General features: G+C 51.2%; 17 protein-coding genes and 3 pseudogenes. 10 read left to right on the top strand and 10 right to left on the bottom strand.

Going from position 1 to position 18,604, the window contains the following annotated elements; genetic code table 11:
- The first annotated feature begins 136 nt into the window (after nt 1-136).
- Both FQ192_RS24210 and FQ192_RS24205 read left to right on the top strand, forming a co-directional pair.
- Entirely contained in the window at nt 137-601 is a 465-nt protein-coding gene (locus FQ192_RS24210; RefSeq protein ID WP_149660803.1) for a DUF3429 domain-containing protein, read from the top strand.
- Nucleotides 598-1,917: an AarF/ABC1/UbiB kinase family protein gene (locus FQ192_RS24205; protein WP_149660802.1), complete on the top strand. Its 1,320-nt coding sequence runs from the start codon at nt 598-600 to the stop codon at nt 1,915-1,917. Before FQ192_RS24210 ends, FQ192_RS24205 begins: the two co-directional genes overlap by 4 nt.
- 984 nt (nt 1,918-2,901) lie before the next feature.
- Here FQ192_RS24205 and FQ192_RS24200 read toward each other — a convergent pair.
- A pseudogene (locus FQ192_RS24200) lies at nt 2,902-3,504 on the bottom strand (substrate-binding domain-containing protein); the annotation flags it as partial.
- 276 nt (nt 3,505-3,780) lie between these two features.
- The gene (locus FQ192_RS24195) at nt 3,781-4,053 is read right to left on the bottom strand and encodes a hypothetical protein (RefSeq protein WP_149660801.1); all 273 of its coding nucleotides are present in this window, start codon (nt 4,051-4,053) and stop codon (nt 3,781-3,783) included.
- An 835-nt stretch (nt 4,054-4,888) separates the two neighbouring features.
- Here FQ192_RS24195 and FQ192_RS34105 point away from each other — a divergent pair.
- Nucleotides 4,889-6,574 carry a hypothetical protein gene (locus FQ192_RS34105; protein ID WP_256672360.1) on the top strand — a complete coding sequence of 562 codons (1,686 nt, stop codon included), beginning with the start codon at nt 4,889-4,891 and terminating at the stop codon, nt 6,572-6,574.
- Nucleotides 6,571-7,449 (top strand): hypothetical protein, encoded by an 879-nt coding sequence (locus tag FQ192_RS24180; RefSeq protein WP_149660800.1) that lies wholly within the window; start codon nt 6,571-6,573, stop codon nt 7,447-7,449. Before FQ192_RS34105 ends, FQ192_RS24180 begins: the two co-directional genes overlap by 4 nt.
- Nucleotides 7,450-8,028: 579 nt before the next feature.
- Here FQ192_RS24180 and FQ192_RS34575 read toward each other — a convergent pair.
- On the bottom strand, nt 8,029-8,292 hold the full coding sequence (locus tag FQ192_RS34575; protein WP_372242361.1) for a hypothetical protein: 264 nt from the start codon (nt 8,290-8,292) through the stop codon (nt 8,029-8,031).
- Between the two features lie 868 nt (nt 8,293-9,160).
- On the opposite strand from FQ192_RS34575, the gene FQ192_RS24165 reads away from it, so the two are divergent.
- On the top strand, nt 9,161-9,658 hold the full coding sequence (locus FQ192_RS24165; RefSeq protein ID WP_149660798.1) for a hypothetical protein: 498 nt from the start codon (nt 9,161-9,163) through the stop codon (nt 9,656-9,658).
- Between the two features lie 88 nt (nt 9,659-9,746).
- A complete protein-coding gene (locus FQ192_RS24160) occupies nt 9,747-10,295 on the top strand; it encodes a hypothetical protein (protein ID WP_149660797.1) in 549 nt (182 codons plus the stop codon).
- 708 nt (nt 10,296-11,003) lie between these two features.
- Here FQ192_RS24160 and FQ192_RS24155 read toward each other — a convergent pair.
- The 4 genes from FQ192_RS24155 to FQ192_RS34570 form a co-directional block, all read right to left on the bottom strand.
- A complete protein-coding gene (locus FQ192_RS24155) occupies nt 11,004-12,125 on the bottom strand; it encodes a hypothetical protein (protein ID WP_149660796.1) in 1,122 nt (373 codons plus the stop codon).
- A 976-nt stretch (nt 12,126-13,101) separates the two neighbouring features.
- Nucleotides 13,102-13,794 (bottom strand): hypothetical protein, encoded by a 693-nt coding sequence (locus FQ192_RS24150; RefSeq protein ID WP_149660795.1) that lies wholly within the window; start codon nt 13,792-13,794, stop codon nt 13,102-13,104.
- A gap of 13 nt (nt 13,795-13,807) precedes the next feature.
- Nucleotides 13,808-14,761, bottom strand: coding sequence for an MvdC/MvdD family ATP grasp protein (locus tag FQ192_RS24145; RefSeq protein WP_149660794.1), 954 nt, complete (start codon nt 14,759-14,761; stop codon nt 13,808-13,810).
- A gap of 14 nt (nt 14,762-14,775) precedes the next feature.
- A complete protein-coding gene (locus FQ192_RS34570) occupies nt 14,776-15,456 on the bottom strand; it encodes a hypothetical protein (protein WP_256672359.1) in 681 nt (226 codons plus the stop codon).
- Between the two features lie 60 nt (nt 15,457-15,516).
- On the opposite strand from FQ192_RS34570, the pseudogene FQ192_RS35120 reads away from it, so the two are divergent.
- The 3 genes and pseudogenes from FQ192_RS35120 to FQ192_RS35115 form a co-directional block, all read left to right on the top strand.
- Nucleotides 15,517-15,692, top strand: a pseudogene (locus FQ192_RS35120) (ATP-dependent endonuclease); the annotation flags it as partial.
- Between the two features lie 89 nt (nt 15,693-15,781).
- On the top strand, nt 15,782-16,255 hold the full coding sequence (locus FQ192_RS24135; protein WP_149660854.1) for an MbcA/ParS/Xre antitoxin family protein: 474 nt from the start codon (nt 15,782-15,784) through the stop codon (nt 16,253-16,255).
- Between the two features lie 25 nt (nt 16,256-16,280).
- A pseudogene (locus FQ192_RS35115) lies at nt 16,281-16,404 on the top strand (restriction endonuclease); the annotation flags it as partial.
- A 172-nt stretch (nt 16,405-16,576) separates the two neighbouring features.
- Here the strand turns inward: FQ192_RS35115 and FQ192_RS24125 are convergent.
- Complete coding sequence (locus FQ192_RS24125) at nt 16,577-16,870, bottom strand: helix-turn-helix domain-containing protein (RefSeq protein ID WP_149660793.1); 294 nt, start codon at nt 16,868-16,870, stop codon at nt 16,577-16,579.
- A gap of 82 nt (nt 16,871-16,952) precedes the next feature.
- Here FQ192_RS24125 and FQ192_RS34560 point away from each other — a divergent pair, with 82 nt between their 5' ends.
- On the top strand, nt 16,953-17,411 hold the full coding sequence (locus tag FQ192_RS34560; protein WP_149660792.1) for a hypothetical protein: 459 nt from the start codon (nt 16,953-16,955) through the stop codon (nt 17,409-17,411).
- Between the two features lie 28 nt (nt 17,412-17,439).
- On the opposite strand, the gene FQ192_RS24115 is transcribed toward FQ192_RS34560, so the two are convergent.
- Nucleotides 17,440-17,667: a BPSL0761 family protein gene (locus FQ192_RS24115; RefSeq protein ID WP_149660791.1), complete on the bottom strand. Its 228-nt coding sequence runs from the start codon at nt 17,665-17,667 to the stop codon at nt 17,440-17,442.
- A gap of 272 nt (nt 17,668-17,939) precedes the next feature.
- Nucleotides 17,940-18,518 carry a DUF6088 family protein gene (locus FQ192_RS34555; RefSeq protein ID WP_149660790.1) on the bottom strand — a complete coding sequence of 193 codons (579 nt, stop codon included), beginning with the start codon at nt 18,516-18,518 and terminating at the stop codon, nt 17,940-17,942.
- Nucleotides 18,519-18,604 lie beyond the last annotated feature (86 nt).

Raw genomic sequence — 18,604 nt, 5'->3', positions numbered from 1 at the left:
AAGGAATGGGGCAATGACCTAATTCTACAAAGCGACTCATTACGCTGACCCCAGCTTCGGATCGCCATCAATATCTCGCCCAAGCGGGGCTTTTGGGCCTACAGTCTTGTAGTTTCGCTCACTGCAAGGAATACAAATGAACGTGTTGCCTTCAACCTCTCTGCCAAAGCACGTCAGCCTGCTGGGTTATGGCGGTCTGTTGCCGTTTATTTTTCTGGCGCTGCTGATCCCGTTCTCTCTCGACTATCGGCCGTTGTTTGCGATTGCGCTTGTTAACTATGGCGCAGTCATCCTGAGCTTCGTCGGCGCCTTACACTGGGGTTTCGCCATGACCGTGCAAGACATAAGCGCCGAGCAGGGCAGCGACCGGTTCCTCTGGAGTGTCATTCCTGCGCTTATTGCTTGGATTGCCACGTTACTGCCAATGCCATTGGGTTGCTTGCTGTTGGTCATCGGCTTAGTTGTCCACCTCCGGCAGGACAGGCAGCTGTTGCGGATTACTAGCTTGCCCGCCTGGTACCTGCCGATGCGATTACGGCTTACCCTAGTGGCGAGCGTCTGCTTGCTGCTTGCCGCGATCGTTGAGGCGCTTCATTCATGAAGCCTCGTGAGCCCGGCTCGTTGCCCGTGCCTGGCAGCCGCTTATCGCGGTTGATGCGTTTTGGCAGTTTGGCCTCGGGCGTCGCGGGCGGCATGCTAGCCGAAGGCGCTCGGCAGTGGGTTCAGGGCAAACGTCCGGCGCTCAGCGAACTGCTGTTGACGTCGGGCAATGTGCATCGGGTGGTCGAGCAACTGTCGCAACTGCGTGGCGCCGCCATGAAGGTTGGGCAGTTGTTATCGATGGATGCAGGTGATTTGTTGCCGCGCGAGTTCAGCGTAATCCTTTCTCGTCTGCGTTGCGACGCTCACCCTATGCCTATGAGCCAGTTGGTGGAAGTCCTCAACGAAAGCTGGGGCAAGGGGTGGGAAGGGCGCTTCGAACGGTTTTCCTTCACGCCATTGGCGGCAGCGTCCATCGGCCAGGTTCATGCTGCGAAAGATAAGGACGGCCAACGCCTGGCGATCAAGGTGCAATACCCTGGCGTGCGCGAGAGTATTTCCAGCGATGTGGATAACGTTGCTACCTTGCTGCGCATGTCCGGGATGCTGCCTAAGGGCATGGACATCGGCCCATTGCTCCAAGAGGCCAAGCGTCAGCTGCAGGATGAAGCGGACTACATGAAAGAAACCGAGCACTTACGACGCTTTGATCAACTGTTGGCCGACAGTCCTGACTTTCTGGTTCCTCGTGCGTATGCCCAGTTCAGCACGCCGAATATTTTGGTGATGTCCTTCGTTGACGGGGTAGCGGTGGAGTCACTAGAGCACGCCCCCCAAGCAGAGCGCGACCGGATCATCATGTTGCTATTCGGCCTGTTTCTGCGCGAGGTGTTCGAGTTCCAGTGCGTGCAGACCGATCCTAACTTTGCCAATTACCGTTATCAGCAAGGCTCCGGTCGGATGGTGTTGTTGGACTTCGGCGCCACGCGACTTTATGACCGCAACACTACCGAGGCTTATCGCCGCTTGCTGATTGCAGGCCTGCATGAAGACCGTGCCGCCATCACCAATGCCGCGCTGGACGTCGGCTACTTTCAGCCTGAAACGCTGCCCAAACACCGAGCGGTGCTCACTGATCTCATTACACAGGCCTGCGAGCCACTGAGGCATCAAGGTGCCTATGACTTTGCGACGTCTGACCTGGCCGTACGCCTACGTGATACCGGTTGGGAACTAGGTGCCGACCGCGACTTCTGGCACACGCCACCTGTGGATGTACTGTTTCTGCATCGCAAGGTGGCAGGTTTGTACCTGTTGGCCGCGAAGCTGAAGGCGCGGGTGAATGTCCGGAGGCTGTTCGAGCCTTTCGTGATTTGAGCACTTTATTGACGATAAATGCTCGCCTTGGTCACCGCTACCGCTTAATCAGGCCTTTACATAACGCCCGCTTGATCGAGGCAGCTCCCGCACCATGACTGACTGCTGGCGGCCTTCCGTGAGTGTGTCAAGGAAGCGCATAGCGCGCTGTCTCATTTCTCTTGGGCGTTACCAATCTGGTTGCTATCCCATGTTTCCGTGAGTTCCTTAGGGGCGCTAACTCTGCGAGTCGTGCGGTCATATTCGCGGTAGCCAATTACAGTGGCCTTGATGCAAAAATGCAAAGCCCCGAAGGTTCGCGTCTTCGGGGCTTCTATTTTCGCCTCCATCCCTTAATGATTGGCGAACGTGGTAGCGAGAATACCAGTGTTAAATTGGTGATTCACTACAGTGATGAGGTGATTTTTTTCAGTCGGCAGGACTCGGAAGGCCGAAGCCTTCTAACCTATATTGCTGACGAAAACTGGAGGACGATGCTTGGCTGAAGCCATGGAAGAGTGCGCACAAATATAATAATCCGGAAAATTGTAGGTACTTAAATGCCTGTAATTGACCAACAAACAATTTCTTCAAATACGCTCACTACCTTGTCGATCAGACAAGGTGAACCACACTGACCTGTATTTATTCATCTAAGTAGCATGACGAGCAATTGTCTCTCGTCATCTAGACAAAGACTACCTGCAATGTGGGCACCTGCTGCGGATTAACTGTGATTCTAGATAAGTTCCTATTTCGAAAATTTAGTTGACGCGATTAAAATTGTTTCTAAGCTTAAGGCTATAGTTTTTGGGGTTAGTAAGGCTAAATTCTGCGAGCCGGAAACGTTGAGCTAGAATTCGTCGTGTTGGGCTTTGTACTAGCTGAACTTAATAGGTCGCAAGTAAAATTCAAGAAATTCAAGTCTGCTAAGCTGCGAATGCTGAATTGAATCATGAGCACGTCAATGCTCTAAATTAACCACACATAGCGTTTCTTTAAAACTTAATGAGCTTTTAACAACTCGTTGAGGACACTTAAACTGAAATGCCGCTGCTGGGTGACGGCGAAAAATTGTTCAACTATCTCCGGGATTTCCAAATATAACTGTAGAGCACCAGTCCGCAGTTCATCCTGCACTACTACCGCTGGCAGTAGTGCTACGTCGCCGGAGTCGCGAGCAAGCAGGCGCAGCATGGCCATGTCGTCCACCTCTGCAAAGATGGTCGCGCGTACTTCGTGGCTATCGCAGTACAACTCAAATTGACTGCGAATGTCGCTGCTGCGGCCGGGCAAAATCAGGCGGACATGCTGAAGGTCACGGCGCAGGTCAAAAGGCGGCTGCCCTTCCCGGGGCGGGCCAACCAGGCAAACAGATTGGCGATCCAATAGTTGGCAACGCCAGGAGCGATGCGCATCCGAGCTGACCGGTGTGTTGGTGAGGACTACATCAAGCTTGTGTAACACCAGCCGCTCCAACAGCTCTCCCAAACTGCCCGACTCCAGGGTGATGTGAACATCGTTGCGGCCGAGGAATGGACGCAGTAGGTTCTCTTGAAAATTTCGGGAAAGGGTAGCAACTGCGCCGATGCGTAGCTGCTGATTGGCGCCTACGCATCAAAATCCGTCAACGGCCCTTGTCATCAGGGGTAAGTCCTTCGGTTGTCAGCAGGTCTTCCGCAGCGAGGCATTTACGGCAGGTCATTGCGACTGCCGCTTAGCGTCGGGTTAAAAATGGGGCAGCAACTCCGTGAAGCCGTCGACGTCCGCGAGGGGGGGCGGATTGATTTAGTTCAAGAGGAGACGGATGCGCCATTCCTCCTGATAGACAAAGCGATGGCCGTTGGAGAGGTGATTTCTGCCGGGTTCCAAAAATCTCAAGCTTTATAAAGGTGGTGCCATTTGGTTTTCAAATTTTTCCGCATCGAAGCCGGCAAGAACAAGATGGCAGGCCAGCTCATGCGCTTGCTCTGCCGATAGCACAATTTGGAAATCGCCCAGAGTGATCTCGACCCTTTTTTCAGATAGTTCGGCAACCATGACGTCATAGTATTTAGCCTTTACAGTTGACCTTCGCGAGTCTTTTGGCAGATTTTTGAAGCGCCCAACTGAAAATCGGAGATTATTGTCGTCTTTGAAAATTTCGAGCTCTTTCATATTTTTCCTAGCTTTTCTTTCCAGTGAAATAAATGGGATTTGACGGCGGCTCGCATGAGCTTCGCCGTTATTTACTAAACGGAAGGAAAGTCCGAAAGCTTTAGCGATTACTCAACTTTCTTTTGCCACCAATGATCTGACCTCTGAGCAGGCTAGCCAAGAGGCGGAAACGCCCGACTAGCTTTTGTTGGGCATTAGCCCGCGAGATTTCGAGTTTTTGATAGATTCAAAGACAGTGAAACTCAAACCATCTAACGAGTTCGCGGACTCCTCGAGCACCATGGACACTCCACTGCAATCACTGACTGAGTAAATGCCCTATTTTTTACTGGGTGCATGAAGGTGCGGGTAATGCCCAAACCGAGAGGTGACCCAGGTCATCGTGCAAGCGGAGCGCGCAGACCAGGACGGTCGAAGGGCATGAGGATGGAAGCCCGTAGGGCCAAGCCCTGTCGATAGACAGGGCTGGGTTTACGACAGCCATCCCCAAAGGGGCATGCCACAACAGCAAGGCTCAAAAGGTTATCGAGCCGCGCGCTGATCGTTAGTACGAGGAGCTACACCCATGGCGCAAAGATCATACGTTTTGCGCAACATCAGTTCGTCATCAGATGATACATGGGTGTGCGTAAAGACCGTCGACAAGAACCGCTTGCGTTCTCCGTTCCCTACTTCAGACCACCCCCTCGGCTGCCCTTGAACATCTGGTACAGCCAAGCGATCAAGGAAATACTCTTCAAGGCTACAGCCGTATCACTACCGGCAAATCATCCAATTTAACAGCGGCACAGCTCATCTCGAAAAAGTCACCGACGCCGGCAAGCGTAAGCTAATCGTGAGCCTCCGTTCGGGTTTCTCGCTGGCACCGAAGCGGAAGGATTTCAATGGGATCGATTTGGTAACGCTGGCGCTCATAGAGAGCGGTGGTACCTTCGATACCATGAAAGCGACCATGGCCGAGATTCTTCAACAAGACAACGCCGATCCAAGTCGCACTCTGATGATGCTCAATGCACAACCCCTCAGGAGTGTTGTCGATAACCGCGCTGGCTATCTATTGATGGATTCGCTGAAGCCAGACATCTTTGAACTGAACCTCCAGTCCCATGAGTTTCGTGCCGTCGTACGGCAAATGGGGACACAAAAGCGCCGCGTTTTGATGTTGGATGACAAGCTAAGAGAACGTCAGAACATCCGAGCCGCGGCTTTGGCTGAGCTACACAGCGAAGACGATCAGTTACAAAAGCTGAATAGAGACCGAATGGGTGACCTGAATGGTCAACGGGGTGTAGCGACTGCAGATGTGGCGGAGGAGGATACGCGAAATTCTCCCTTTCTCGAAGCATTGTCGATCGCAGACGAGGACGGGATCGCACTTCCTGAGCGAAAGACAAAAGGCATTTCCTACCTGATGTCCAAGGGGCTAATAGAAGAAGATGATGAGCTCTACTATCTCAGTGGCCTGCTTCTAGATGTAGGTGCACAGATTTCACTTCAGGGATTCGAGCGAGCAGCTCCTGACTTGCAGGAGTCTCTTATTGCCATTGAGCAACACTGTGAGGCATATCATGAAGCCAAGGCATCTGACTCTTCCAGTCATGCCGAACGGCACCTGAAGCGTTTAACCCACAGCTGCCGCCAAGTCACCAACCATCTGCGTAACGAGCAAGCCCAGACGCGCGCTTTTATTGAGGGCGGTTATGGCTTCTCACCCCGACTTAAAGACCGGTTACGAGACATCAACAATGCAATTGGCCGCCTCAAGCGCCTGCACGAGAAGCTAGGGTTGTTCACCCATGTTGGCTTATCCAGTTTGACCAATAGCGATCGAGCGTTGCGGCGCATACTCCTGGAGAACCTCCTCGGTGCCGTGTCGCGGATTCGTCTCGCTCTAGATGAAATGATAGGGCGCCTTGACCGGCTTAGTCTGACGGTGCGCAAGCGCAATCATATGCGCCAGGTTGCTCACGCCGTCGATGTGTTCCTCCAGGCAGGAAATCCTATCGACTTGGAGCCTCTTTTTGACAGGAAGGATGCCGCTTCCTGGGTTCCGTCAGCAAAGATTGACTTGGCTGGTAGCGTCTATTGTGATGTCGATGCAGGTGAGAGCTTGGAGGCGCTTGAGCTACTGATTGCATCGCTTCCTCCACCGAAAACCCGACGGGCGGAGGAGCCGCCGAAGCCACGTGAGTCGAAGTCCGTAGTTCCCAACGATGAGCCGCCCAAGGTACTGGAAAAACCATTTGCTCGTGATCACCTCAAGCACATGCTGCAGAGCTTGAACGAAACCAAAAAACCTCAATCAGCCGTGGCGTATTGGGAGGAGCTTGGGGATCCAGAGATTTCCATGAGCATATGGCTCTATGCTCTGGATGGCTACGTACGTCTACAGTCCGCGGTTAGCAAGGTACGGCACAAACCGCTTAATTATCGGCTGAGTTCGGTTTACGCGCCCTACCTCCGCGCGTCCGCAAACCGACGAGTCCTTGATTTGATTCTAGAGAGGGTGGGGCGGCTATGAGCATCTTTGGCAACATGAGAGCGATCAAGCCTGTGGTAATCGCGATCCGGCAAGACACCAGGAAAGTTCAGATCAACGCCACTTGGTTGCGGCTCAATAACGACTACAAAATTGGCAAGAAGCTTGGTAACAACTTTTTGTCACTGACGGAAGACGATCTCCAAACCGTCCGTATGATGCTTAAGAAAGAAGCAGGCGTGGATGCATTGCATGTCAGCCTTGAAGAGCTGGAAGGCGATCGCCTGGCTATCGCGAAAAAATCGCGCAATGAGAAGCTAGCTCGTTTGAAGACCGGAGACAGAATAGTGATGGTTGCCTCGGTCTCTGGCCAATTGCAGCTGGCTTCCGGGATGTACAACCACCCAGTTGGAGGGAGTCTCAGCGTCCCAGCAGAAGAATTCCATGGTCTTGATACCGTGCTCTTGGTGGAGAACCAGGCTGTCATGTACGCGGTTCAAGAGTACCGCTGGCCAAGCGAGGTGAAACACCTGCCCATGCTTTTCCGCGGAAGCCCACAAATCACTCCGGCGGCTGTCACTAAGGCCTTGTCCGGGGTTAACCAGGTCATAAGCTTCCCCGATTACGACCCTCAAGGCTGGATGAATAGCCTGACTGCTAAGGCCCGCGGAATTGTGGTGCCATCCATGCGAGCAATTGACACCATTGTTTTCGAGGAATGGGACAAGCCCATGGACTACGAAAAGCAGTGCGTTGCCCGAGAATGGTTGGGGAGGGTGGATCTACCCCGAGTGCAAGATATGCTGAGGAGGAAGCTGGCGCTTTCGCAGGAGTCCATGGCGGGGATGGAACTGGAGTTTCTCGCGCTTGAGTCACCAGGAGGCTTCAGCAGTTCAGTGGCACGCGGAAGGACATAAGGTTTGCTGCATCCTAGCGCTCAGTGCAACGTCCAGCTGCTAGGTTTGTGCGTTCGGTGACTGGGATGAGCCACTAAAGCTCACACCAATACATCCCTGCGACAAAGTCGCCCCGCATGTTGGTTAGACGTCAATCAGTGCGTGATCGATCACCGGAACTCCTTTTACTCTCAATGGAGGACGCTTGCCGGGCCCCGCGTAAAGCTAAGGCAACAGAACCCGTAATCGATACAACATCGACCCCACCAGCACCAAGCTCAGCCACCAGCCCGAAGAAAATTACTGGTTACCATACGTCTAAGCTACGTGTGACCTTACATGTATCGAAGGTGTATGACGGTGAAGTCGAAGTCTTTGTTCACGACTCGAGCAGCCTGAGCAAGCTGGTAGCCGAGCAGGAGGCAAAGGCCGCGGCGAAGAAGCAAAAATACAAATACTTGGAATTGGTATCTGTTGAGTCGACTTCAAAGTAACTCCCCAATCAGCAGGGAGCCTCATTTCCCGAGAACATAACGACAGCCACCTGCTGACAAGGGCTAGGTGAAGGGTGGTGCCTGTGGAGAGCACCTTGGAAATAGCTCACACAGAACTGAGTAAACTCTCACGCTGCGCAAGTTCGCACGTGCTTAGAAGCACCGCCGGGTCGGTACCGTATCGCTGAGATGAATCAAAGATATAGGCCCTGCCGTCAGGGCTACAGCAGCTGTCGCAGTAGTCGAGCGTATCGCAATCGTTGTAAAACGTGATCACCCACCCATCCGCCTCGACGGTCGTAAGCCCGCAGTAGATTTCAGGCCAGGATTGGTTGCCGAGTCGACGCATGATGCGTACTCCCAAAGCCATGTCACGTAGAACTTGGTAAGCCTCGCGGGCTGAAAGGGTTTTAGGGAGCAAAACGGGGTGCGCCTGTGCAGATCGGTCTCGAACTCATGGATATGAAACGTCGCATGGCAGGCTTGCCTCGGCACTGCCATCGCCGTCGCTTGATGACCTCGAGCTCTATTTGGAAGTCTCGCATGGCAGTCGATATCCAGGAGAATTTTATCCCTCATGCAGATCCTCTTAAAGCGTACGAAGCAAGCTGCCAGCAAACGTCCCACTTATCTCAGACGGTAAGCGGAGCGCGCAGGCCTTGGCCCGGAGTCGTGAGGTTGGAAGCCGAACGTGCCGAGACGTCGGCCAAAGCCGGTGGCTCGGTTTACGAAAGCCGTTCTTAAGGAGCACACACAAACTTTTGCCAAAATGGTGCCTTGATTTTGGCCGCAACCGACGAATCACACATGTTAAAAAGCGATAATAAACCATCCCGACAATAATTAAATCCTCACAATTAGGCGGGCAAACCTGACAATATTGCTATATTGTTTTAGTTCTCACAGCAAACATTCAAGTATCGACAAGCGGCAACATGGCAATTAATCAATAATTTAACAATCAAAACTAGCGACCATCTCACAAGCTAAACCCTTGATTTTGCTTTATTCGCCTCACTACCCTTAAAACAATTCAACAAAATTGCCAGCGAGTTGCTTTAAAAAAACAAAATACGACGTGATCACTCCGATTACAGGCCCACCCCATAATTCAGATTTTTAACACTCCCCCCTAAGTCATCAGAACATAGATCTTCACCTTGACTCCTCAAGCTGGAGTTCTAGGCTAGTGATCTGTACTGAAAAAACTTTCAAGTCGAACACTAGAGGCCATCCGAATGAATAAGGAAAATCAAGTCGCTCTACAGGACGCGGGCATACTGTTTCATGGTATCCCTTATACGCGCTCTAAGCTTCCTAATGAGCGACTTATCACACTTGAAGTAGATAAACTCACTCGAAGTATTTTGAGCTTCTCCATTTGTGATACACGTGCTAAGAAAAAACATCGAATTCATACTCGCCAATTGGAAACCATATTTTCTAGTTTGAATGGAATAAAATTCCATGTTACTGGCATTCCAGGTCGCCCCACTGTTGAAAATTCGCCCGAGCTCAGTAATGCGGGCTTTGTTAAGGCATTAAAAGAGCTTACAGCGCAATCAGAGTTGGCCTCAAAAAATAAAGAACATAGCCCGATCCAAATTGATCGCACTCCGGCAGACCTTTTTGTGATCCCATCATGCCCCCTCTACAAACAGCACCATCCTTCGCCTAAAAATCCTCTGTCTGGTGAGGCATGGCGTAAGCGCGGCCACCGCTTTCCGCGAAAATAGTATCGATGATACTCAATACGTTCATGTGCTCAGCACTACCAAAAAGTAGGAGTTGAGCACCTGAAACAAAACTCAATGGATAATCGCTATGAATAAGTTGCTGATCCGAGCCCAAATAGAGACGACGGTGATAGATTACCGGTTGCTTTATGGTAACCAGGTTTCCAGGCCAGAAGTAGTATTGTTGTTTGACAGTAATTCAATGTACGTACTTGAATATGCGGTGGTACAGTCACACAATATAAACAAGGCGGTAGTATCTGCATTGCAGAAGGGATATGAGACTTCACGTAAGCGCCCCGACACGTCTCTAAATTACTCGATTGACTGGGTAGTGATGAATGGATATCACCTTGAAAGCGATAGGATTAAGCAAGCCGCGATGAGACTTGGAATAAACTTAGCTTACACGCGGCCACGTTACAATGGCCGCATTGAAGCTCTAGTGCGTAATGTTTCAGTCGCGGTAAGACTTCACCAACCCGAAAACGGCTGCGATAATTCTTATCCAAAAAACGTTGAGACTTTCAAACAGGAGTTAGGCCGTGCGATCGCTGCACACAACGAAACTCCTATGAGGAATCAGCTCCGCAGCCCACGAGAGCTTTTTTATCAACAGCACACGGCTTGCACATAGAACCAACTTACTTGCTGTAGCAAGGGAGCAAGGGAGCCAAAAAACTCCCTTTCGGCCTGTGCCTTGCTCTACTTGCTTCCTTGTTTATGCCGAGCATAAAGAACGGGCGTTCCGTCTGCTGCATTTCGAGCATAGATTTCGAATGCCTGAGACTCTCCTTTGATCAGCGCACTAAGATTTTATACCCGTGTGTACGAGGAACAAGGTCTGATCAGAGTTTCGTGATGTTCGTCCAAGCACACTGAGATGAACCTACCCATCTACGCCAACGATGTCAGCCATGAATTTTGCAATAAACCCGACTTACATTTGGGCATCTTTCTGGGGGCGCCAGCCGCGGTAAACTTAGTGGTATCAGCGAGCATTGCTGATTCACTCTGTATCCCGGCGCTAGCTGTGGAGGAGGGGACATATGCCCTTTCTCCCAGCACTGTATCCCCTACGCGCTTCGGCTACGTAACCGAGGAACCTCGCAAGGTCGAGAATGTAAGATTTTGGTATTTTTAGACACACCCTCAAATCTGCAAATCTTGGGAATTAAAGGCAAGCTCTCTCAAAGCTGCCTGCTTTACCTAGCAAACTTTCCATCAAGGGACGTTTAAAATAGCCTGGTCGGCGGCAGGGGCATGCTCAGATTGAGCTTGAAATTCAGCCGGCGGACGCAATTCGCTAAGACGTAGCTCATGCCTTTGATGTACGGCGCGGTTACTAAATTCGGTTTCGCCGCCTTGAAACTGAATAGTATTCAGAAGAGCTACGTATAGATAAAAACGTCATACGCCTGAATTTATCTTCTGCGGCGGCTATCTTGGGATCTTCGCTTTGGCTGGCTATATCGGCCATCACGCGCGCAAATTCTTTCATGTGGCGCTGCATAGAGTCTAAGCCGTATGGGAATACTCCATCATTCGTGGGGAAACACGGTACTGTCGGCAGACTGTCGTTCGTGTCAATGCCACGCAGGATTAAGCTGTGCTCAAGATGGACGCAGAAATCTGCGGATAGCTCTATACTCACTGCCGCAACTCCGCCATTATTGAAATACCAAGCACCGTCACCGACTTTGAAAAACTGCGACAAATTTTGAGCGTGGCGGATGTGGATGACGCTGAAACGGGCCATTGCAAGATACAACAATATTTGTTCTGGCCTACGAACTACTGCTGAATTATTCAAAACCTGCTCGAAAGTCCAGTCCAACTCATAAGGCAGGTGGGCTAAGGATGGCGCGTTTGCGGGCATTCCATCGAGGATAAAATCTGGCACGTTCTCCGCGCAGTTATCTTTTCTAATACCCGTAGTAGAAATGTAATACGCGAAGAACTCTCGCACTATTTGTGCAGACCTCTGCAAATCTCTGCGGCTTTGGATTCTAACATTCGTGCCGTCAATAGAACGACAGAACAGTCGCCACTTTCCGTTGAATTTCCATTCTGAAAATGGGGCCAGGGGACTTGATACAAATTTACTGTGACGTGTTTGTGAACACCACGTGCCTGGCGGCTGCTTCAGAAAATTGATGAAATTACAAAACTCCGATTGATTCCAGTCCAGAAGTGAGATGCCATTCAGGTAGCTCCAGTTGAGCATTTTCTCCGCGACTCTGGTTACCAAATCGTAAAGTTCCCTCGCACGGGAAGGCGGCCAATTGTGAGCGGCCGCCTCCAAAAATCTTTTGCAGTACCACAGGCTGAGGAAAGGCAGCTTGACGGGGTCGAGCTCTTCTAGCCGATAACGAATGTTGTGATTCTCAGGAAAATCCTCAGGACTATCAGCGTGCCAATGTTTGTACGGTGGGAACAAAGGGATAGGGACAAACGGAGCAGTCATAAAATCTCTCCGCGAGCTAGACTCTAACCGCGTGGTTTTGTTGTCACCAATTGCTGACGAGTCGCACGCTATGATTTCTATCGACTCAACGTGATCAACGAAATCGGCTGAACACATGTTGATGAAACAATAGCTCAAATTCCAGATCAGGAAAGGCGGCTATATTCATGATTTTGCAGAGGTTCGGTGGTTTGCGAAATTCCGTTCGTAGGTAAGTGGAAACAGACAGTTACCGAGAGGGTCCGTTCAGACACATCATTTAACATAATATACATTATGCGTACCGTCCTATACGGACGTGGGAGCGTCTGGTTGTCGTGTTTTTTTAAAAACAAGAATTTTTACGTAAAAGAAATAATCTTAAAAATCAATAACGTACGTAGATTATGTCGATCCTTTCTTAAGTATTCTCCTTTTTAACTCCTACGACATCTTGGCGTGTCCTGTCTTTCGGCTTCACTAATAGTCCGCCGTACAAAGATCAGAATTTTTTGCCCCTAAAACACAGAAACTGTAGAGCTGTCGTTGTCACTTTAAAATCAGAAAAATCATCTTAAAAAATATTCTCGAAAATTCATAGGCCTAGAAAATCACGAAAATTATTCTTCGTGGTTTAGGCATATGAAGTAATCGGCGCTGTCCCACGCAATACAAAAATCGATGCCACGATCATCATCGGCCTCATACGACATTTTAGCTCTTCGCAGCCATACGGAAGCATGAGGTCCATCTACGAGCACGTCGCGGTGTGAAATCTGCAGCGTTCAGCGTGGAGTTTGTGCTCAGATTTCAAGGGCTGCCACATGTGAAAAAGACAAACGCCGGCTGAGTTTGGCATTGCACACCTTTCGCTAGAAGGCTGTGGAGCTTTCCTCCCACCAAATACCCTGGAAGCTCGCCAGAATCTGGCTAGATGAAAAGCTCAGTAAAATGCTTATCCTGTACTGTTGTTAACCACAATTTTGACTTGTAAGCCTTAGGAGAAACACATGACAAGAACTTTGGGGGGGTCGGTTTTCCATAACCCTCCCGCCTGAACGACTATCCAAGTACCGACCGGCCAGACGACTTGGACAACCATCAATACCGTAAAGCTGAGGAATGCTCGCAGAAGATATTCATGGGTCATTTTTATGCCGGTCACCTTCTGATTTGCGGATGGGAAATTAAGAAAGGCTGCCATCGCCAACGATTTTGCGAGAGCCACCTTGGGTTCTTCTTTTTTCCAGCAGGTGGCAATCTCTCCCGGTCCAACTTGAGTGAACCCTGCAACCTTTAAGGTGCTGAAAGCCCAACCTCCAGCCCTCAGTAAATATGCCACCGCCCAGGTGAAGACGAATAGTGAAGTCACACTCAACACCTTGCTCGCTTTATCGTTCCATAGGCTCGGCAATAGAGAGACCAATACGGGAATCAGGGCAGTAATCGCGGCCAGGTAGATCCCCGCCTTAGCATCTGCACTTTTGCGACGATCAGTTTCGGCGTCGAAAATTCGGCGAGCTTCATCGAGTGCGACTTCGCTGTCCTTCGCCCAATCGCCTTCCTTGACTGAGTCGCCGATCCCTTTCATCCAGGTGTCGTAATCGGCTTGGGCATCCGGTGGCAAGCGTTGAATGATCGGCCAGAACCACCGTAGCTTACCCAGCTTCTTTGCGCAGTAGAGGCGCACAGAGCTGCCCTCCTCAACCACGGGCAATCTTCAACAGATCGTCCACGATGGCCGACGCAATTGGATACCCTGTCAAGTTCTCAATCCATGCCCACTGACCATTGGGATTGATTTCAAGAAACCAGAGTTCGTCTTGCTGATCGCAGACTAGGTCAATAGCCCCATACCTCAGCCCCAATCCGCTGACGAGTGCAATGCACTGTTTCTGAATCTCGACAGGAAGCTCGATTTTCTCATGCCTCAAATCTGGTCGACTGCCCTGGCGCCAGTCGACCTCGGTCTCAACGTGATCCTGAGACCAGATGGCCGTGGCGAAAACATACTCCCCAACGACGGTGACCCTAACGTCATATTTCTTAACGATCTCTGACTGAACAATAAAGGGTGTCAAAGCGATTGACTGGGCTTGATCATCTTCAAGCTTGCCCAAGCGCGTGGTGAAGATCACTCGCTCGCGCTCCCCTGTAAGCACCGCCTGGCGCAGAGGCTTGCCGATGGCCTGGCCCATCTCAGCAACTTGGCGTGCTGACTCGATATCATTGGTAACGGTGACCGTGGGCACTTTGAATCCAAGCTCATGGGCCATCAGGAGTTGCAGTGGCTTATCTTCGGCTGCAAAGATATTGGACGGCGAATTTAGCCAGCGGCCTCCGAGGCGTGCATAAAAGCTTTTAAGAAAACTGCTCCACTCAGCGGCGATGTAGGCACGCTCGCCAGCATCAGTCACGCTTTCGGTCACATACGGTGCTCCAGGCCGGCGGAAATACGCCGCAGTTATCTGATCACCAGTGATCATGCGGCCATCGATCGAGATCGACCATGCCGAACGAGGGTGACTTGCCATAGCGCAAAGTGACTGAGGAAGGCGTTCGGTATTCAAGCGAAAGTAAGGTACATCGCGACGTCGGATTTCAGCTACGACATAATCCATCGTAATGTCCCGCTGATTCGTAACCAACAACAGCATAGCTCTCCCCCTCCTCAACCTTCGTAGTATCGGGTGTCGAGACCAAAGGTCGGGTCACCGTTGTCGTCATGCTCTAGCTCGACATTGGTTTTGGTGATGAGCTCAAGGATGTGATTGACGTCGCAACGATCGTCACGCTCCTGAGTCGTGTCAGTTTTTGTCACTAGTTGGAGAAGCTCATTACTTCCACCAGTGTGATTGTCGTCACTTTCCGTGTTGTGAAACGTCTTCGTGAGCAAGTCCAATTGCCAGGGCGCCTCGTCGTCCTGCTCCAAATTGACCTTGGTCTTGGTCATTAGCTCGCTTAAGGCACCTTCCGCAATGACGGGGGCGATTCCGTCAGTCGTGTTCACGACCCACATATCAAGTTCAGTGGAGTAATACCCCGGGATTTCATCGTCTCCTGTACGCGGAATCGCGGCCCTCGCTAAAAATGGCGACGAGGCCAATGCTCTTTCCATAACACCCATAAACTGAACTCCTGTATCCGTTTGACACTGCAGCATAGCGATGGGCGACAATACCATTGCGCCGTCAGCCGGGTAAACGTAGAAAGGCGCGAGCTCCTGGAGCGAAGTCAAATGAATCGGGAGCCAGTAGTCGGCATGGTCCCAGGCTCCCAACGGGCAGGTACGTACAGCTTTGTGACGGGTTCTGGCATCCTCAGTTTCATCTTTGGGTTGCAGCAAGCTCATGCAGAGTAGTTCTCAGATTTCCGGAATTCGCGTGCTCGCCGCTCGCGAATTTACTAGCCACCCTCCCCAGGCTTCAATTGCCTGATTCGGCCAGGTGACAGCGGAAAATCTACCATTCTGGATGCTATCGAGCTTTGTCTTGGCGCCAGGCGTAGTGCTCCCTTGGGGATACCGACTTTTACAACCTCAACGTCAATGTGCCCATCAGCATTTCAATTACGTTGGGCGACCTGCCGGACGACTGATCAATTCGGTGCAGGCCACCACGCGCGACGCATCAAAGCGGGCTAAGCTAGCTTCAAATGTCGCAACCGAAGTCAGCCAGATGGTTCCTCCTCCTACCCAAACAGCTAAATCGACACTGCCAGCCCGTACGCCTACGGAATACTTGACCCAAGTCAAAATCGAACAGCTAAGCCAGCTCAGTATTTTCTTGCTGGCCATGGAAGGTTTCGCCCTCAAAGATGTTCAGGCCATGCTCTCGATCTCTGAGCTTTACTCCTCATCGAGGGTCATCGGGCGGATCGTTGGCAAGTCCATCCGAACGAGCCAACGTCAGGGCGATGACTCGAAGACAGCTCGCCTTAACGTTCAGCAGGACGCGGTGGCCTTCCAATACGCGAAGGTACTAGAGCACGCGACGACTGTTTTTGGCGCACTGCGGCTTGCTGAAGAATGGCTCGATCGACCTTGTAAGCACCTTGCAGGCAGCGTCCCTCTTGACCTTATCGATAACTCTCTTGGGTTTCAGGCTGTCGAGGACTACCTGGAGCGGGTTGAGTTAGGGGTTTATCAATGACCTACCGGCCTCGGATGGTTGGGTAAGAAACATGGTCATACAGGCCAAAAAACTCCACAGGCTCTGTGGGCAACGCAGCGGTGTTGCAGGCGATCTCTGCTAAAGCGTTCTACGGCGGTGACGAGGCCATGGTTGTCACGAACTCCTACTGCACCTTGACGATTACAACCAGCAGCTGATTGAAGTGTTTCAGGTGCAGACTGAACGAGCGTAGGCCCGGATGCGGCAACCGCTACGGCTATGTGCAACACGCTGCAAGGCTGCCATTCTCGGCGCCCGGATAGGCTATGGTTGGCTCGGACTCTTTTGGTCATGTGCAAGTTAAACGGTGTCACTGGGTGAAAGCGAAGCTAATTCGGTTTCAATATTTTTGAGAAGATCGGATTCATTTTGCCGATTTTCTTTGTACATATATGCAACAACCATCATGGTCAGTGGATGGACGTTGAGCACTGAGGACAACTGTTCCAGCTTTTCCAGTGTGGGACTTTTCAGGCCTCGCTCCAAGGTGCTCAGATACGTCCGGCTGCTGATATTTGAAAAGTCCTCTTGGGTGAGCTGCTGTCGCTTACGGACCTGTTTGAGCGCAAGGCCAAACGCTGTGTTGAGTTCCAATTTGCCGATTCCGCAAAAGGAACGATGAAGCGCTCTCGAAACCTATAGAGCTACAATCTATAGTGTTCATTTTGAGGTGGCTATGTTCACTACTTACCGTCATACAGAAATCGGATTGGAGCTGCCCGATGAGCTGTGCTCCGCTCCCAACCAGCAATTATGGAGCTGCGTCGAGCAGGAGTTGATCTTGCCTTGGTTCTACCTGCAGGTGGTACGCCGCCATGGGCGGGAATTAAATGCCACCATGCTGATGCTATATCACGCCCAAGAGCTTAAGCAGTACGTCGATTACCAGTCGACCCGAACGTGGATCGAGCAGGTGCAGTTGGTAACCCCGCCATATATGAATGGTCAAGCCAGATGGTTAATGGAGCCGCTGCAACAGGTCTCGCTCGTAGAAGCTCCAACGGATGGCACCCATTTCCTAGTATTCAAGGTGACCAGCGGCTCTACCTATTCGTTGAGGGACGATCTCGATCTCACACTCCCTGCTATCCGTGTCTTGTTCTGTGCAGAGACCGATCTTCGTCACACCCGATAAAACAGAGCGCAGGCGAGAAAACGTTGCTTCAATCATCGCCTGGTAAGCTGAAAACGGGCCCGATGAGCTCTGTTAACAAAGCGGGTTGCTCCTCGAGTCGGGCTGCTAGCACCATGTCAGCTTTGCTCGGGTAATGTCGTAAAAGATATTTGGCATCGCGCCGAATTTTTTCGGGAAGAGATTTATCGCTGTATAGCTCAACTAAGAATTCTCGAGTCTGAATCACCGCGCGAGTGCGCTCTTCCGGCATGGTCATTTCGATCTCCCAGCAGCTTCAGCAAAAGTTCGGAGTGAAGGTTGATATAATATGCAAGCTCCACCGTACCCCCGCGCCTATGCACACCGATCAGCTTAATTCAAGCCTGGTCCTCATCCTTGCGAAAGCTCTAGGTCGCAACGGGCGAACGGTATGTGTGCGTTCATGTCAGTTTTTGAAAGCATAGCCACGATTGGGTGGCTAATGACGGGCGCAGCCGCTGACCAACGCAGCCATAATTCCTTGCCATCGCGCTAGCTCCAACTGATAGGTCATGAGGTAAGACAGGACCGCATCCATTTCGGCATTTTGCAATCTAAAAGCTTGCGAAATTCTTCATTGCTCAGCGTATCAGTAATTTTTGACAGAATCTCCTTGGACATCCCCCGCTTTCCCACGTAGTGGAGTGCCGTGAGTACTAATCCTAGATTCGTACCGGCATGCTGAAGGCGGTCTTTAGATACATGCTTGAGACGCACCAAGGCAACCCCGATTTTGATTTCGCGCGAAGAGCCGCTTGTATAATAAGTTGGTAGCACCTGCATTTGTGTGCTGAGGCCCAATCTGCGGACTGCCTCCGCTCCATGTACCTGTATCGTCTCACCGTTAGCGGTGGTGATTACCTTCATAACCGTGAGTGGGCTCGGACGTACTGGACCGATGTAGCTGTTTAACTTGGGGCGCATGTATACGCCTCGGGCCACGCGTTCTAGTAATCCTGCGAGTACCAGTTTGGAAAGTGCTTTATTGACCGCAGAGCGAGAGCCGACTGAGGCCAACTTCGTGCCGACGAAGGGCTGCCCTTTCTTCAGGCGTTTGACTCTCTGTGAGATGACGTACGCAACGGACACAAATGCCTCCCCTTCGGTGCACAAATACATGTCCAATAGATCTTACACTTCACTGCACGGGAGTTTACCATTCCAATGGGAAATGG

This window comes from Pseudomonas sp. ANT_J12, assembly GCF_008370045.1.
In the GTDB taxonomy this organism is placed as follows: domain Bacteria; phylum Pseudomonadota; class Gammaproteobacteria; order Pseudomonadales; family Pseudomonadaceae; genus Aquipseudomonas.
Note: the sequence above shows the minus strand (reverse complement) of the source record. Positions and strands in the feature narration are given on the sequence as shown.

Bases quoted from the DNA above. Each gene is read 5' to 3' on its own strand.
- FQ192_RS24160 (WP_149660797.1), top strand. From the start codon at position 9,747: ATGAATAAGTTGCTGATCCGAGCCCAAATAGAGACGACGGTGATAGAT.
- FQ192_RS24210 (WP_149660803.1), top strand. From the start codon at position 137: ATGAACGTGTTGCCTTCAACCTCTCTGCCAAAGCACGTCAGCCTGCTG.
- FQ192_RS34575 (WP_372242361.1), bottom strand. From the start codon at position 8,292: ATGGCTTTGGGAGTACGCATCATGCGTCGACTCGGCAACCAATCCTGG.
- FQ192_RS24155 (WP_149660796.1), bottom strand. From the start codon at position 12,125: ATGACTGCTCCGTTTGTCCCTATCCCTTTGTTCCCACCGTACAAACAT.
- FQ192_RS24205 (WP_149660802.1), top strand. From the start codon at position 598: ATGAAGCCTCGTGAGCCCGGCTCGTTGCCCGTGCCTGGCAGCCGCTTA.
- FQ192_RS24195 (WP_149660801.1), bottom strand. From the start codon at position 4,053: ATGAAAGAGCTCGAAATTTTCAAAGACGACAATAATCTCCGATTTTCA.
- FQ192_RS24135 (WP_149660854.1), top strand. From the start codon at position 15,782: ATGGTTCCTCCTCCTACCCAAACAGCTAAATCGACACTGCCAGCCCGT.
- FQ192_RS24180 (WP_149660800.1), top strand. From the start codon at position 6,571: ATGAGCATCTTTGGCAACATGAGAGCGATCAAGCCTGTGGTAATCGCG.
- FQ192_RS34560 (WP_149660792.1), top strand. From the start codon at position 16,953: ATGTTCACTACTTACCGTCATACAGAAATCGGATTGGAGCTGCCCGAT.
- FQ192_RS24165 (WP_149660798.1), top strand. From the start codon at position 9,161: ATGAATAAGGAAAATCAAGTCGCTCTACAGGACGCGGGCATACTGTTT.
- FQ192_RS24145 (WP_149660794.1), bottom strand. From the start codon at position 14,761: ATGCTGTTGTTGGTTACGAATCAGCGGGACATTACGATGGATTATGTC.
- FQ192_RS34570 (WP_256672359.1), bottom strand. From the start codon at position 15,456: ATGAGCTTGCTGCAACCCAAAGATGAAACTGAGGATGCCAGAACCCGT.
- FQ192_RS24115 (WP_149660791.1), bottom strand. From the start codon at position 17,667: ATGACCATGCCGGAAGAGCGCACTCGCGCGGTGATTCAGACTCGAGAA.